The sequence below is a fragment of the Microcoleus sp. K1-B1 genome (genome assembly GCF_036704705.1).
In the GTDB taxonomy this organism is placed as follows: domain Bacteria; phylum Cyanobacteriota; class Cyanobacteriia; order Cyanobacteriales; family Microcoleaceae; genus Microcoleus.
Genome location: NZ_JAUBSH010000134.1, coordinates 1 through 15,695, shown reverse-complemented (window position 1 = coordinate 15,695; position 15,695 = coordinate 1). Strand labels below are relative to the sequence as shown.

The window sequence follows — 15,695 nt, the reverse complement described above, 5'->3', positions numbered from 1 at the left end:
CCAGCTTGGGCTTGCTGGGCTGATTGTTGGGAAGCAGCACCCAACTCATCCATTGTGATTGTAGTTTGATTTACAGAGCTCGATTGCTGTGCGGCTGTGCGTTCCTGCTGTTCCACTGTGGCCGCAATTTCTGTGGAAGAACTAACAATCATATTGACCGACTGATTCATGCTTTTTGCAATGCCTGAAGCAATCCACAAAGCGATCGCAATTGCCGTAAGTGCAGCTAAAGCAGTGCTTAAAATCACCACTGTAGTCAGGAACTGCAAAGCTTGAATTTGCTCTTTTTCTTGCTCAATTAAAATCCCTTCCTCGGTGCTTTGAAACTCCTTAGCTATAGCATCAACCTGACGAAGCTTTGGTACAATTTGTGTCTTCCATAAGTTAACTCCATCGTCTCGCTTACCTTGAGCAACCAAAGAAAAGGCTTGTTTATAGCCTTGGTCTATCTGATTTTTTAATACCTTCATTTCATCTAGCCGCTGGCGCTGTTGCGGGTTTTTTGCCCGATCAAGTAAATCCTGATAGGCTTTGTCAAAGCTGTTTGCCTCTTCATTGTATTCAGTTAAGAAAGCACTATCTTTTGCCAAAAAATACCCACGAGCAGCTTTTTGCATACCTGCAAATCCTAGCTGTTGAGCTTTCAAGGCTATAACAACAGCATTAGAATTATTGAGCAGTTTGGCTTTGTCTTCGACTTCTTTAGCATTAAAGAAAACCAAACTAGCTGCTCCAACTGAAAGAAAAATCGGTAGGGAATATCCCCACAGAATACGCTCTCTTAATTTGGGGGCTTTGAAGTTAATCATCTTAAAATTTTCCTATCTTGAAAAAACAAACAAATTAATTCCCTTCAAAGCAATGGGAACTGCATATCCTAGTCGCCTCCGGTTTGTCAGCTTTAAGTTGGCAAACATGGCAATATCTCCTGTTGGGTTAGGTAGCGGAATTATCTCATTCTCAACCATTGACTCAGACTCATCAAGAAAAACCTGAAAAAACTTAATATCCAGCAAGCTATGCAGGTCAAAGCCTTGAGAATTAAGGGTTGTTTTACCTGCTTCGATTTTGGATAAATCCTGTTTATTCGATTGTAGCGAGAAATTCAGGAAGGAAACCCAAACATCGTCAAATTCTCTCCCCCACTATTCCTCTTTCCCACTATTCCTCTCTCCCACTATTGATTGGGGTTCAAGTCGATCGCATAAATGTTACAACCTAGTTAAGCAACAAAATTTTGAGTTCATGGAAATAGTAGTGACGCTGGTGCTGGGTTCGGTGCTGTTTGTCTGGGGAATGCGCTTCGGGCGGGTGTTAGTTCGATCTGGAGTGACGGCTAATGATTTGTTTAAGGGCAGAAATTCGATCGCCCTGCTGTTTTTGGGTTTTTATATTGCCTTGCTGCTACTGGCTCTAAATATGCCTCAAATGCCTGTTTTGCCGATCGAGTGGCGCTTTCACGGGATGCGAGTTACTTGGACTTTGCTACGAGTGATGTTGATGGGAGTCTGCGGTATTGGCTTTAGTATAAGTTGGTTGACAGCGCGACCCCAAGTAATCGCAGTAATTTTAATTTGCTTGTTGGGATTGGGAGGATTTACAAGCGCTGAAAACTATTTCATGGCGCCAATTTACGCTGATTTAATAGATAATTTGCAGGCAAACGGTGTGTTTCGACAAACATCTAACAGCAGTTGCGCCCCCGCCGCCCTAGCAACAGTGTTAAGGCGTTGGGGAATCGATGCGACGGAATCGAGTGTAGCGCGTTTTGCCCGGACGAGTCGCTTGGGAACTTCGATGCCGCAGTTAATTATAGCAGCAAGAGCTTTGGGCGTAAATGCGATCGAACTAACGCCAACTTGGGAGCAAATTCAGCAAATTAATCGCCCCGGAGTGCTAGCAGTTTGGCTATTTGACGGCCCTCGGAAGCTACCGCACGCGGTCGCTTTGCTGGGAATGAATGACAGTGTAGCTGCCATTGGAGACCCGGCGCGGGGCAGGATTTTCTATTTAGATAGGGCAACTTTTGCCCAGGTTTGGCGCGAGCAATACGTGCCGATTTTCCGGTCTGCTGATATCTTGTTAAGCAATCAGCAAGCTATTGACTATTTGAGTAAATTAGGATATAATAGCGGGAATTTAAAAGCAGATATCGAGCGCTTTCAAACAGATAAAAAATTGCAAGTCAGCGGCAACTTAGACCGGATTACTGAGTTAATGTTGAGCGGCAGTTTTTTGCAAGAAGTCCCCAGATTGGATGGGAAATAGTTATTGAAAATCGTCAACCGCAGAGGCACTCTTGACCGACAGAAAATAGGAATCATGCGGTTTTTTTCCAACAATCTTTGAGTCATCCGTTCCTAAGCTGTTCTGCATTTAAATGGTATGTCAAAAAAATTTAAAGTCTTGTGGGGAGTAGGTGTTGGGCGTCCCGCCCGCCCTCAATCTACAATTTAAATGCGCGACAGCTTAGCGATCGCAAATATTCGATCGCCCCAGCAGATGATCGGCGATCGCACCTTGGTAGCGTGGCTGCATGAAATTACCGTAAGCGTAGGCAGTTGCATCTAATTACTCGTATATTTTTACCGTCGATCGCACGTTGGCTACGCCTCACCGTTTTTGACAATTGGGAACAGTTGAATCGCTCATTTTAGGCTCAGACAGCTTGACTTCCCATCCAGGTAAATTCCACCAATTAACTCGCTGATTCGGCTGAATCCAGAAGTTTAGCTGTGTAATCTTACCATCCTCAAATCTGAGTGTGGGAAAGTTAGGATAACTGGTATCATCGGTTTCGCGATAAGTGCGTCCAAGGTAATTTAGGCAGGTCGTTAATCCCTCACTAATTCCCAATTCTTCCACTCCCTTTCCCTTCAATTTGGCATCATCGTAGGTGAAAGAACCGTTGAATGAATTGCCCGCTAACCCGCCTTTGGTAACAGTGATGGTGAAATCGTAGGTGACGGGAACTGCGTCGGCTGGGGTTGCATTTACAACTGTGCTCAGAAGAGTCGTGGCTATGGCCACCGATAGTTTTGAAATTGCTCGCACACTCGCATCCCGAAACAGAACAACACTATAAATTTCGCTTTCAGTCATCGGGAAACTCCTTGATTAAACTTATATAGTCAGTGTGCGTTTTGGATATGATATCATAAGCTATCAGTTAAATGCGATCGCACCAGAGTGCCAAGCAAACACAAATTACCGCCTCTGCCTAATCCTGTATACTTTTTTCCACTGAAAACCCCAAGAGAAACCACTCGTCTTTAATCGCCCAGAATTAACTCAGTAGATTGAACAATATTCATTCCCGCCGCCGCAAATTTTTGATAAGCTGCATCTGCTTGTTCCGTAAAATCAACAACACCCGGAACAACCACAGGCGAAGTGCAATCTTCCAGCAAATAAACCTTCTTTGCCAAATTCGGATCTCGCGCAAAAATTTCCGTTAACAAATCATCAATTGTCCAAGCAACGCAGTGACTTTTCGCTTGTCCGGCAATAATTACTGCATCAAAATCAAGTAATTTATCAATAAACTTAGCATTCTTTTCCGCAATCGGATTGCCGTCGAATCCATCTAAAACTTCAGGCTGCAAAACAGAATAGTTTTCTGTCAGTGGATTCCCGCCTTTGATTTCAAAAAGTGCTTGGCTGTTGCGGGCTATAGTATGAAAAAATATTGCTTCTTCCACCGCCGAAACCAGGGCGTGTCCGATGCCACCTAACATCGAGTGATAAGGCCAAATTGTCAGGGGATATTTCCCATCGGCGCTGAGTTTTTTGACGTAGTGGCAAGCCTGTTTTTCCAGTGCTAAAAAATTTCCCCCGCTGATGCTATCGGCGACGGCGGGATTGACTTTCCAAATACCTTTTTCTACTTCTTCGAGTGTAATAGAAGTTGCGGCTGGTAGGGGGTGTTCGCCTGCTTCATTGATCCAAAAGATTGGATGAAAAATTTGCATAGCGGTGTGGGTATCCATTGTGGGCGCAATGGTTGTAATTGCCTTTAAATTGCGGTAAATAAATTCGCACAGCCGCAGGTTGTCATCAACAGCACCGCTACCGGAACGCCCGCCGACAAATAATTCAAATTCGGGCAAACAAAAGGTATTTTGGGCATCGATTATCAGCAAACAAATGCGGTTTTTGTCGCTGGATGCTGGCTGGATGCTGTGCTGCTTTGCCCAATGTTTCGCTTGGGCGGCGCGTTCTCGGTAGGGGACTCGCCAGACTTCGCCTACTTTTTTGGGGTCGAAATGTTCGGGGATTGGAAGTTGGGTTTTTGGTGTCATGACGATCGCTTGTAGGGTAGTTTACAGTAATAATTTAAGTTTGGAGTATAATGCTGATAAATATTTGCGGATGAATCATGGCCAAAGAACGAATCCAAGATTATGCTAGGGGAAAATTTAAACGCATAGTGTTGTTTTTTTCGATCGCACTTTTGCTCGCTCTCTTAATTGTAGCAACTAGATCTGCCTACGTTCAAGATGTTTTGAGAACTCTGTTAATGCGGATTGAGGATTTAGGGTGGTGGGGGCCGGTGGCTTTTGTAGCTACTTATAACTTGGCTACTGTGCTGTTTGTACCGGGTTCGTTACTGACGCTGGGAGGGGGGGCGATTTTTGGTTTGTGGTGGGGTTCAGTTTACGTATTTGCGGCATCCATTTTAGGTGCGGTATTTGCTTTTGCGATCGGGCGCTATTTGTGCCGCGATCGCGTGGTAAAATATATGGAATCTCATCCCAAGTTTAAAGCTCTCGATCGCGCAGTTTCCCAACAAGGATTAAAAATAGTTTTTTTGACTCGTCTTTGTCCTTTATTTCCTTTCAATTTATTGAATTACGCTCTGGGAATTACTCAAGTTTCTTTGAAAGATTACGTGCTGGGTTCCTTTGGCATGATACCGGGTACAATTATGTACGTTTACTCCGGTTCTTTGGTGGGAGAGGTTGCTGCGATAGGCACAAAAACTGTGTATGCAAGTCCTCAAGATTCCGCCGTAAAATGGTTGATTAATATTATCAGTTTTCTTGCTACAGTCGCTGTTACTGTCTTTATCACTCGCATAGCCAGCAAAGCTTTGGAAGAAAGTATTTAATTAGGATAATTTGCCAATGTCGCAGTCAAAAGTCGATCGCGTAACAGTCCCCCCGATGGACGAACACAACCAGAAATTAGTCTCCTATTTGCATCCGCCCGATTGGGTAAATCCGCAGCCGGCTAGCAGTTATAATTTAGTAGTAATTGGCGCGGGACCCGCTGGATTAATTGTGGCTGCAGGTGCCGCAGGTTTGGGCGCGAAAGTTGCTTTGATTGAAAAACATTTGATGGGCGGCGACTGTTTGAATGTCGGTTGTGTGCCGTCAAAAGCTTTAATTCGATCGTCTCGCACTGTCGGCGATATCTGGGAAGCAAATAAATTTGGTGTTAATGTTTATGGCAGTGTAGAAGTGGATTTTGCCGCTGTGATGGAACGGCTGCGCCGCATCAGGGCGGGAATCAGCGATGTTGATTCTGTTGAACGCTACCAGTACAAATTAGGAGTTGATGTTTTTTTAGGTTCTGGTCGTTTTACTAGCAACAATACAGTAGAAGTTGCAGGTCAAACTCTCCGCTTTAAAAAAGCAGTAATTGCCACAGGTGCAAGGGCGCTACAACCGCAAATACCGGGCTTACAAGAAGCTGGATATTTGACAAATGAAACTGTCTTTAACCTTACAGAAAGACCTCAGCGTTTGGCAGTAATTGGCGCAGGGCCGATCGGCTGCGAATTGGCTCAAGCCTTTCGCCGGCTGGGTTCGGAAGTCGTATTGCTGCACAAAAATGCTCAGATTTTAGACAAAGAAGATGCGGATGCTGCTAAAATCGTGCAGCAGGCTTTTGTACGCGAAGAAATTCAACTAATACTAGAATCCCAAATAGAGCGCGTTGAGAAAACAAATGCAGGCAAAGTAATTTATTATAAATCTCAAGGTAAGGAAGCATCGGTAACAGTAGATGAAATTATTGTGAGTACAGGGCGATCGCCCAACGTCGAAGGATTGAATCTGGAGGCTGTCGGTGTCGAATACGATACACAAACTGGCGTCTTTGTCAACGACAACTTGCAAACTACTAATCCCCGCATTTATGCCGCAGGCGATATTTGCATGAAACATAAATTTACTCACGCTGCTGATTTTGCGGCGAGAATGGTGATTCAAAATACTCTGTTTTTCGGGCGCAAAAAGCTCAGCGCTTTGACGATACCTTGGTGTACTTACACAAACCCGGAAATTGCGCGCGTCGGAATTGGGGAACACGAGGCTAAGGAAAAAGGCATTGATATCGATACATTTTTAATTCCTTTCAGTCAAGTCGATCGGGCAATTATTGACGGCGAAGAGGAAGGATTTGTGAAAATTCACGTTAAAAAAGGTAGCGATAAAATATTAGGTGCAACTATTGTAGCGCGACACGCTGGGGATATGATCAGCGAGATTACTTTGGCAATGGTTAACAATATTGGTTTGGGAAAGATTGCTAGCACAATTCACCCGTATCCGACACAAGCTGATGCAATTCGGAAAGCCGGAGATGCTTACAATCGCACTCGTTTGACGCCGTTTGTGAAAAATTTGTTTAATCGCTGGCTGGCTTGGACGCGATAGATAAATAATTGTGGAACAGGCATCTTGCCTGTTCATTATCGGCTTTTATGGGCGGCGTCGAAGCCCACCACAAAATAAAATTCACTCTCTGTGGAACAGGCATCTTGCCTGTTCATAAAAAAGCTGCAAAATTAGGTGTGTTTTTGTCCTTCTGTTTCTGTTTCTGTTTCAAATCCAACCCCTTCATACAAAAGTGCGATCGGCAAATCAAACTCAATGCTTGATAAAGTTACAATCTCCCCAGCAGTGTAAGAATAGTAAAGCCACATTCTGCCCTCTCCCCGACAGTAACGCTCAACAAAAATCTTTTGTGAATCAATCAAGATATACTCTTGCAAAGTCGGAATTTTTAGGTAACAAGTGAATTTTTCATCCCGATCTTTAGCACTTGTACTGGGTGAAAGAACTTCCACAATTATTTTAGGATTCTGAATGAATGTGCGGGAATTGAGGTCTTGAGGGTCGCAACTGACTATCACATCAGGGTAGTAGTAACGGCTTTGAAAGCTGACTTGCAATTTCACGTCTGACACGTTGATTCGACAACCTCTAGAACGCAGATGCGGGTACAAGTTTCTGTAAAAGTTAAGTGCAATATCGTTATGGGGGATTGTACTACCCGTCATGGCAAAAACTTCGCCGTTGACATATTCGTAGCGAATATCTTGTTGAGCTTCCCATTCGAGATATTCCTCAACGGTCATTTTTGGGGGTGGTTGGGGAATGGATATCATAACAAAATTTTTGTCAATGTTACTTTGATTGTAGCATTAGGGGTGGGACAATGGTTGGAAGTTGCGATCGCCCGCGCAAACAAACCCTGCCTTAAAAATCCCCTTCATCTACTTGAAATACAGTCAATCCCAACGACCGCCACATATCAACAACTTGCTGGCGATCGTCCAACACAAACTTAACATTATATTTCTCTGCAATATGCCGCCGATAAAATTCTTCCTTCATAATTGCATCCTTCCTCATATCTCCGGTTTTCCGCATATAAAGAGCGGCATAATTAACCTCATACTGCTGCAACCATTTTTCAGTTTGAGGTTGACAGTCATCTGTGCGGCCCGACACTACAATAATATGGGCGCTGGTTTGCCACTTGCGAACGGTATCTAAGACGGGCTGATTGGGCAAATCGCGATCGCACGTAGAAGCATCAAAAGGATTTCTGCCATTGAGAAGCGCTAATGTGCCGTCCATATCCACAATAATTGCATCCGGCAAATCCGGGTTATATTCCGGCGGCACAACGGGAACCCGCACGTACTTATTGTACATCTTCATAATCACATCTTTGCCCACCGAATTAAGTCTTTTCAAATCCCGTTTAATACATTCCTCCACCGGAACTTGTAGGAAAGAATCATTAACTTCGACAACAGCTTTACCTTTAACCAACTCCTTGATATGCTCGATGTGAGGCCCAAAATTAGTATCATCAACAATGACGTGCTTGCCGCTTTCCAAAGCCATCAAAATAATCGTATCTCTCAACTGCACAATAAACTTTTCATTCGCAGGCGACCAATGAGAAGCGTGAGCCATTTCTCTGAGCAAATCTTTATTGCTACGAACCCATTTTGCAGGTTCCGATAGCAGCAATTCCCTAGCAAATTGAGATTTTCCCGAAGCAGGTAAACCGACAAGTACAATAACTTTTTTCATGGTAATTGGTAATTGGTAATTGGTAATTGGGCATTGGGCATTGGCCAAACAGGGCATTGGGCATTGGGCATTGTTTAAATACTTACCTCTTCCTGACATCCGTTACATCCGTTACATAATCCGTTGCCGAACTTCCCTCTTCCCTCTTTCTTAAACATTTGCCTCACGCTCGATCATTAATCCGTGTATCCGTGTCAAAATCTCTTAGAGTGCCTTCCTTCTTCTACAAACCTAAATGGATGTAATCTAAACCCAATAACTCTTCTATTTTATGAAGAGTAACATCGCGCAGAGCTTCTTTCACTCCCGCAACTCTTCGGGCCCGCAAAGAAAACAAAATCCCGGAATACGGCAAATGTTTCACAGCTAAGGCAAAATCTTTCTGAACTTCGATATGTTCGTGCTGTCGGTAAGCTTCCTCGATTTCTTCAACCAAAGATTGATATTTGTCCTTAACTTGTTGATACAACTCACTCCACTCAGGAAAATAAGCTAAAAACTCTTCTCCTTCATTAGTTAAAACAATTTCTATCAGGCGCCGGGTGGAAAACCCTTCGCGGAGATGGGAAATCGCGACATATTGCGGAGACTTAACTTTAACTCGGTTGAAGTTAGCATCGCAGATAATATACCCTTCCGAATTCATCGGATCTAAATGTTGAGCCGCTTCGATAACTTCTTTCCAGCTAGTTAAAGGATAGGATGCGACCAATTCCCACCCGTATTTATTGGCCCAAAGACTCGGGTCTGTTTCTAGCAGCGTTTGAGTATTGCGAACCCCGTGGATCACGATTTGATTGTTTTTTGGCTGGACAACTATTCTATTGTAAGGCGTGATCAATTCAAAGATAAAACACTGGTCGGTTTCTTCCGGCAATTGATATCCCAATTCTTGCCAAACTTTCCAAAAAAGTTCGGCAAAGCTGAATCCAAAACCATTAACTTCGCCGCTGGCGTCGGGAGTGCCGCTAGATTGCACTCTCCATTCTCCCTTGTAAAAATACAGTACAGTCAGAGAACCGTCTAGTTTTTCATAAACTTTGGCATGACTCCAATCAATTGCAGCGGCGTGAATTTCTCCGTAATTAAAAAATTTGTCGTAGGGATAAGAAACTATCTGCCAATCTTGAGATGAATCTAAAATAATGCCTCGGCACTGCTGGACTATTTTTTCGCCCAGGGGAGATTCTATCTGCGAGTATTTCAGACAGACTAGATCGGGATATTGGCGGTGGCGGGTAACTTTGATATGATAAGTTTCGGACAAAGTTTCCAATCCGTGCTGACGTAAATACTCTTGTAGTTCCACGTTCGATACCTAAATTTGTCTCCTTCTATATTTTATCTGTAACTGCATATTTTAGGGAATTTGTAAACAAAAAGTTAAACTGGCTTTTTTGCGGAATGCCTATTGGGAGTTTGGTATTTTCGAGTATCGTTGTAAATAGGTGAATGTGCTTCAACGTAAAACTGGACTGTTTCGGCATCAAGGAAAAACACAGTGAACAATAAATTATTATTACTTTTGGCGACTTCGGCGTGTGTATTGACTGCTTTAGTACCTGTATCGCGAGTTTTTGGTGCGTGCGAATTGTCGCAGCTACCGCCGGAAACAAAATCTGTTGCTGTAGCGGGTACGGCTGTTCCGGTAAGTCAAATCTTGCAGCAGTTAAAAGGCAAAACACAAGTACCCATTTTCCTCCCCAGTCGGCTCCCTATTTCGCAGAAGCTTTACTATCAAAGCCAAGCGGAAGCGGACAGCTATACTATTTCTATGGAGTATACAGCAGATTGCCGAGGTGCGGGAGCTTGCAGTTTGGGGGAAATTCGAGGTCAGAAAGGCGGTGATTTTTCTACCAAAGTAGAAGGGGTAACTAAGACCTTAAAAAATGTTCAACTGGCTGACCGAGTGAAAGGAGTTTTTCACAATGGTTGCGGGGCTTACTGCACAGCAACTCTTGAGTGGAAAAGTCAGAATTTTATGTATACCGTAGCAATTAAGAATGGACGAGAATCTGATTTAATTTTAATAGCAAATTCTGCTATTTTAGCTCGGAAGCGTTAAGCTTTGTAGTCGGAGACGCACAACTTATATCTGTAGGGTGTGCACGGCGCACCTTACCGTTATTGTAGGAGAGATTTGTATGAGAGATATTAACTCGCACTCGCCCCTTACAAGATGCTATGGTTTTTTTGCGCTTACCTACTTAGGGGGAAATTAGGATGAGGAGAAGATGGCTATTTGGGGCGATTTTTGCTGGTGTGGTGACTGCTTTTACGATTCCCTTCGGGATAGCTTCGCTTCACGCACCTTTGACACCAAACTCAGCGTTAGCAAGGACTGAACTCCCGATTACAGAAATCCGTTGGTTTAATTATTCCCCTGAAGATAGCTGGCAACCGATACAATTTATTGTACCCGATCGCAACACTGCAAAATCTGCCGGCAGCCGCAAGTTGCGGTTGTACGATGTTCATATTGCCAAGATGTTTGAGATTTCTCATTTTCTGTGCGATCGCGATCGTGCTTCTGAGGGTTACAATTGGTCTTATCAAGCGGAAAATGGCAATATTGAGATGGGACGCTTCAAAATTAGCTGCAATCTCGCCCGTTCCATCGCCACAGCTTACGGGTTAGGGAAACCAGAAATTACAGTGATTCGCCGCAGCTTCAACCTGAACAACGGTCGCCCTTCTTTTGCGCTAGAAAAATACTCTATTCCCACTTTTAACATTGCTAAAAATAGAGTAGTGCAGTGGAGGAATTTTGTGCAAAAGTTGACCCCAATTCCCGATAACTCAGGTGCAAACCAAGCTAACAGTCGTTTTCCTGCTAGTAACATCTTTAGACAAATCAAAGGCAAAACGCGAGTGCCTGTTTTTCTTCCGAGTAGACTTCCTTTATCTGACATTCAGCAACTTGATTTTGATGTGCAAGCGGGTGCCAACGGTTACATTGTGGGAATGTATTTAGGCAAAGGATGCCGCGCGGGAGCCTGTTATTTCGGCACAATCGAAGCTAAAAGAAATGAACCGTTTTCGCCTCCTTCGCAATTGCCGCAGGATACTTACAGAAGCGTTGAATTGGCGGGCGGATTCAGGGGGATTTATTTCAATAATTGCGGTGCTTACTGCACTGCTTTTGTTGAGTGGCAAAGGCTGGGGGTGCTGTACCGAGTCACAAGAAAAAACGCACGGCAGCAAGAAGTTGTCCAGATAGCAAATTCTGCAATTCAAGCAGGGCAACTTTAAATTTGGGTGGGAAATGGAAAAGGTCGATCGACCTTTTTCCCATTAAATATCCCGTTCCTGTACAATTAAAAAGTACCTAAAAAACTAATGAGATGCCTGCGATTAGCGTTGAAGAAGCCAAGCAGAGTCTGCAAGCTATCTTGGAAAAGGTGGCTTTGGGAGAAGAAGTGACGATCGTACACGAAGGTAAAGTAGTAGCTCGCGTAGTCCCGCCGCTCACGAAGGAGCAGCGGTTAGCTGAACTCAAGAGATTCCGAGACTCTATTCAAGTAAAGGGTGAACCCCTGAGTGCAACAGTCATTAGGCTAAGGGAGGAAGCACGGTATTGATTTATATAGATACTATTAAAGTAAAGTTCAGTTATTAATTGCCGTAGCTGAGGGCTAAAAGGTACGCGCGAGCCAAGCTATCCCGGAGGGAATCGACCTTTTGTCAACGAAGCTGCACTTACGCCTCCGCCAAAAGTTCATAGCAGGATTTAATATCCTCGCGGGAGATAATTTTAGTTGATATTTCAGCAGGTTCTAATCCCTTGCGGGCGTTGACCCAAGGTGTCTCCGATTGCGTCAATTCAGCAAGATGTTTAGCGCTTAATTCTCCATAAGCATTCCAGACTTCTTCGAGTACCTCGATCTCATCTTCATCAAATTCTGCTTCCAAATTATCGGGAGCAGGAATATCGCTATATTTGTAAGCTTTGTACTCATCCCACACATCGCGGACAATGGGGCCGGAAATCCAAGCTTCAATCTCTTGAAAAAATAGCGGCTGGCTTCTAAAGACTAAACTCCAAGCTTGTGCATAATAGACGAGCTTTTGCAGTTTCAGAGGAGAAATGGTATCGCCTGCTTCTCGATCGACACGACATAAAAAGTAACGAGCTACGTCAAGAGCACTTTTCATAGTTTTAGGATTTTAGTAATTTGACAAGTTCACTTTTGATGCTAAGCTATTTGGTGGCTTTAGAAGTACGATCGCAATTTCGATCGCCCTTTTCCCCTCGCCACTACATTTCTCTCCCCAAATCTCGCAACTTTTGAGCTAATTCTTTCTCGCTGCAGCTAAGCTAACTCCTCATTTCAACCAGGTTCATCCGGCTCGACGCTAGGTAAATATTACATCTTGCACCATTCTCAAGAACAGGCAAGATGCCTGTTCCACAAAGAGTAGATTTTCTTGTGGAACGGGCAAGATGCCCGTTCCTAAAAGGCTTATTGACAATGGTGCAACATCTCAGTAAATCATACATCGCTGGCAGCCTGTGCTTCGGAATGTCGATCGCCCCCATGCCAGCGACGCCCAATGCTGGATGGGAAACATCATCAAGACTCACTGCTACTGGCGGTCATACCATTTTAGGTTTGAGATTTTAGATTTTAGATTGGCAATGGCTTATTATGTAAAGGTTTGGAGCTTGCCTACCGTTGCATCCTTTTTTTAAACTGGCGGTCAAAATCTGGTATTTCTATTTTATCGCCCGAATTATCCCAACCAGCAATTAAAGTCCCCACCTGCGGTACGCTAGATCAGGTGAATATATTGGCTGATTTCAAGCTATCCTCCGATCGATCTTATGTCCCCAACCACATCTGCCCCTTCCCGAACCGTTCGCATCGGTTCCCGCAAAAGCCAACTCGCTCTCGTGCAAACCCACTGGGTGCAAGAACAGCTACAGAAACACTTCCCGCAACACACTTTTGAAGTCCACACCATGTCCACCCAAGGGGACATAATTCTTGATGTCGCCCTCGCTAAAATTGGCGATAAAGGACTTTTCACCAAAGAATTAGAAACGGGGATGATTAACAATGAAACGGACTTTGCCGTTCATTCCCTCAAAGATTTGCCTACCAATTTGCCCGAAGGTTTAATTTTAGGATGCGTCACCGAACGGGAAAATCCCGCTGACGCCCTAGTAGTTCACTCCAAGCACAAAGACAAGCAACTCGACACCCTCCCAGAAGGTTCCGTAATCGGCACTTCTTCCCTGCGGCGACTAGCTCAACTGCGGCACCATTTCCCTCATTTTGAATTTAAAGATATTCGCGGCAATCTCAATACTAGACTCGCTAAATTAGATGAGGGCGGTTACGACGCGATTATTTTAGCAGTTGCCGGCCTCGAAAGATTGGGAATGGGCGATCGCATCCACCAAATTATCCCTGCTGAAATCTCCCTTCATGCTGTCGGACAAGGTGCTTTGGGCATCGAATGCCGCGCCGGAGACACAGAAATCATGGCACTGATTAAAGCTCTCGAACACTCAGAAACCGCCCAAAGATGTTATGCTGAACGCGCATTTCTGCGGGAATTAGAAGGTGGCTGTCAAGTGCCGATCGGCGTCAATACCAAAATAGAAAACGGTCAATTAACCTTAACCGGAATGGTATCGAGTCTCGACGGCAAGCGATTCGTCAAAGATAGTGTTTCCGGCGCCGCCGAGACTGCTGAAATGCTGGGAATTGACCTCGCTCACCGCCTGCGCCAACAGGGAGCTAGTGAAATTTTGGAGGAAATATTTGTCGAAGTTCAACGTGGTTCATAAAACCGATCCGCATCTCTTTGTCAATGCTTTGAGACGCGATATATCGCCTTTTGTAAAATAAAAATAACAGGCGGTTTGCTTTGGCAAAACAGGTAGAGTAGCAGTCTGATTGTAGATTTTTGATGGGATTTTAGGTAGGACTTGCGCGATAGATTTCAAAAATATCTGACTAATTTAGGACGCTCCGCACGAGTGTTGAGCAACCCGGTTTCTGATGTAAGTCTCGCTGTATAGCCCAAGATTTATGGTAAAAACCGGTTTTTTTTCGTAAGTCCTATAACGCTCAATATACCCATCCAAAATCTACAATCAAACATCCGAAATTAATCAGCAATTTATTTCAGGGAAAGGCCAAATATGAGCGTTAGGGAAACTCAAATAAAGCTGGAAGTGAAAAAAGTTCAGCAACTTTATCGCAAAATGCAGGCAGACCAAAAAGCTTTGCAGCAGCAATTGAAAGAGTTGAAAACTCAGGCAGGAAATTTGTCGGATGTAGTCGAGCAAGTCTTGCCGTCCGTAGTTTCAGTTTACGTCATGGATTGGGATACAAAAGAAGAGATTTCTTCAGGGAGTGGCTTCTTTGTATCGCCGGACATAATTGTCACGAACTATCACGTTGTCGAAGATATTGCCGATCAAGATTACTTCTATGAAGAAGATGAAGTCGAACAGGTTTTAGTGGAAACTCACGACGGAAAATTGAGATTGGGAGAAGTGGTGTTTACTGGTAATGCTGAAGAAGATTTAGCTTTGCTCTTAATTAGCGATTTTACCTTCAACCCGGAAACAGGGGAACAAATGCCATCTCCCCACGAATATCCTCCCCTAGAGTTGTCTTTTGATGTGAAAGTGGGAGATAGAGTAATTGCTGTGGGCAATCCTTTGGGGCAGTTTGCTTCAACTGTAACTCAAGGTATTGTGAGTGCAATTCGCGAACCCGAGGAATATGAAGAAGGCGACGACGAAGAAGATGATGTTGCTGAGGTGAAGGTATTGCAAACTGATGCGGCGATTAATCCTGGAAATTCCGGCGGGCCACTGATTAATATGGCCGGTCAAGTGGTTGGGGTGAATACGTGGGGATGGGAAGATGCTGATAATATTAATTTGGCGATCGCCTCTGAAGCTTTGGATGATTTTCTAGCGGGATTTGAGGAGACTTTTGAGGACAATTCTCAGAATTAGTCGGGAGTTATCCGTAATATGTGATTCGGGCGATCGCCCTCGATCGAAATAAGGGCGATCGTTCTTTTTTTACCGCAGATTAATGGGAGGGAGAGGGGCGATCGCTTCAAACTTCTGTTCCAGAAAACAGCAGGTTTTCTGCTATGATTTTAGGTTTTGGGAGAGATCTACCCTCTAGTTGATATTCTTCAACTAAAAGCTCTAATACTTCTACTGCATTCTTCAAAGCTGGTTCGTGGGTACCTACCTCAGTGAATGTGGAACTGTTGGGAGGGAAAATCAGGTAAGTGAACTAGATAGCGGGTGCATCTCAGTTTGGCAAATACATCAAATTGAAAGTTGACCATTGAGATAAGCACAGCGAAGAGCAAGGATAG

The 15,695-nt window shown here is 44.1% G+C and carries 16 protein-coding genes; 9 read left to right on the top strand and 7 right to left on the bottom strand.

Translation table 11 applies throughout. The annotated features are described in order from the left end of the window. On the bottom strand, window positions 1-809 hold an 809-nt coding region (locus QUA83_RS28560; RefSeq protein ID WP_333297499.1), incomplete at its 3' end, for a CHASE3 domain-containing protein. Window positions 810-1,245: 436 nt separating this feature from the next. Here QUA83_RS28560 and QUA83_RS28555 point away from each other — a divergent pair. Further along, complete coding sequence (locus QUA83_RS28555) at window positions 1,246-2,268, top strand: cysteine peptidase family C39 domain-containing protein (protein WP_333297497.1); 1,023 nt, start codon at window positions 1,246-1,248, stop codon at window positions 2,266-2,268. Between the two features lie 345 nt (window positions 2,269-2,613). On the opposite strand, the gene QUA83_RS28550 is transcribed toward QUA83_RS28555, so the two are convergent. After that, on the bottom strand, window positions 2,614-3,102 hold the full coding sequence (locus QUA83_RS28550; protein ID WP_333297494.1) for a hypothetical protein: 489 nt from the start codon (window positions 3,100-3,102) through the stop codon (window positions 2,614-2,616). Between the two features lie 170 nt (window positions 3,103-3,272). Beyond that, a complete protein-coding gene (locus QUA83_RS28545) occupies window positions 3,273-4,301 on the bottom strand; it encodes an isochorismatase (RefSeq protein WP_333297492.1) in 1,029 nt (342 codons plus the stop codon). Window positions 4,302-4,378: 77 nt separating this feature from the next. On the opposite strand from QUA83_RS28545, the gene QUA83_RS28540 reads away from it, so the two are divergent. Together QUA83_RS28540 and QUA83_RS28535 are read left to right on the top strand one after the other, a co-directional pair. After that, complete coding sequence (locus QUA83_RS28540) at window positions 4,379-5,110, top strand: TVP38/TMEM64 family protein (protein ID WP_333297489.1); 732 nt, start codon at window positions 4,379-4,381, stop codon at window positions 5,108-5,110. A 16-nt stretch (window positions 5,111-5,126) separates the two neighbouring features. After that, window positions 5,127-6,662, top strand: a complete 1,536-nt coding sequence (locus QUA83_RS28535) for a mercuric reductase (protein ID WP_333297487.1) — start codon at window positions 5,127-5,129, stop codon at window positions 6,660-6,662. Window positions 6,663-6,793: 131 nt separating this feature from the next. On the opposite strand, the gene QUA83_RS28530 is transcribed toward QUA83_RS28535, so the two are convergent. The 3 genes from QUA83_RS28530 to QUA83_RS28520 form a co-directional block, all read right to left on the bottom strand. Next, window positions 6,794-7,396: a Uma2 family endonuclease gene (locus tag QUA83_RS28530; RefSeq protein ID WP_333297485.1), complete on the bottom strand. Its 603-nt coding sequence runs from the start codon at window positions 7,394-7,396 to the stop codon at window positions 6,794-6,796. Between the two features lie 91 nt (window positions 7,397-7,487). After that, the gene (locus QUA83_RS28525; RefSeq protein ID WP_333297482.1) at window positions 7,488-8,336 is read right to left on the bottom strand and encodes a phosphatase domain-containing protein; all 849 of its coding nucleotides are present in this window, start codon (window positions 8,334-8,336) and stop codon (window positions 7,488-7,490) included. Window positions 8,337-8,559: 223 nt separating this feature from the next. Further along, window positions 8,560-9,645, bottom strand: a complete 1,086-nt coding sequence (locus tag QUA83_RS28520; RefSeq protein ID WP_333297479.1) for a T4 RnlA family RNA ligase — start codon at window positions 9,643-9,645, stop codon at window positions 8,560-8,562. 192 nt (window positions 9,646-9,837) lie between these two features. Here QUA83_RS28520 and QUA83_RS28515 point away from each other — a divergent pair, with 192 nt between their 5' ends. The 3 genes from QUA83_RS28515 (at window position 9,838) to QUA83_RS28505 (ending at window position 11,917) form a co-directional block, all read left to right on the top strand. Continuing rightward, a complete protein-coding gene (locus QUA83_RS28515) occupies window positions 9,838-10,401 on the top strand; it encodes a hypothetical protein (RefSeq protein WP_333297477.1) in 564 nt (187 codons plus the stop codon). Between the two features lie 158 nt (window positions 10,402-10,559). Beyond that, a complete protein-coding gene (locus QUA83_RS28510; protein WP_333297475.1) occupies window positions 10,560-11,588 on the top strand; it encodes a hypothetical protein in 1,029 nt (342 codons plus the stop codon). Window positions 11,589-11,680: 92 nt separating this feature from the next. Beyond that, complete coding sequence (locus QUA83_RS28505) at window positions 11,681-11,917, top strand: type II toxin-antitoxin system prevent-host-death family antitoxin (RefSeq protein WP_333194187.1); 237 nt, start codon at window positions 11,681-11,683, stop codon at window positions 11,915-11,917. A 118-nt stretch (window positions 11,918-12,035) separates the two neighbouring features. Here the strand turns inward: QUA83_RS28505 and QUA83_RS28500 are convergent, their stop codons facing one another. Then, entirely contained in the window at window positions 12,036-12,491 is a 456-nt protein-coding gene (locus tag QUA83_RS28500; protein ID WP_333297473.1) for a type II toxin-antitoxin system antitoxin SocA domain-containing protein, read from the bottom strand. Between the two features lie 245 nt (window positions 12,492-12,736). On the opposite strand from QUA83_RS28500, the gene QUA83_RS28495 reads away from it, so the two are divergent. The 3 genes from QUA83_RS28495 (at window position 12,737) to QUA83_RS28485 (ending at window position 15,318) form a co-directional block, all read left to right on the top strand. Then, on the top strand, window positions 12,737-12,961 hold the full coding sequence (locus QUA83_RS28495; protein WP_333297470.1) for a hypothetical protein: 225 nt from the start codon (window positions 12,737-12,739) through the stop codon (window positions 12,959-12,961). A 200-nt stretch (window positions 12,962-13,161) separates the two neighbouring features. Next, entirely contained in the window at window positions 13,162-14,133 is a 972-nt protein-coding gene (gene hemC / locus QUA83_RS28490) for a hydroxymethylbilane synthase (RefSeq protein WP_333297467.1), read from the top strand. 357 nt (window positions 14,134-14,490) lie between these two features. Then, window positions 14,491-15,318 carry a S1C family serine protease gene (locus QUA83_RS28485; protein ID WP_333297464.1) on the top strand — a complete coding sequence of 276 codons (828 nt, stop codon included), beginning with the start codon at window positions 14,491-14,493 and terminating at the stop codon, window positions 15,316-15,318. The last annotated feature ends 377 nt before the right edge of the window (window positions 15,319-15,695 follow it).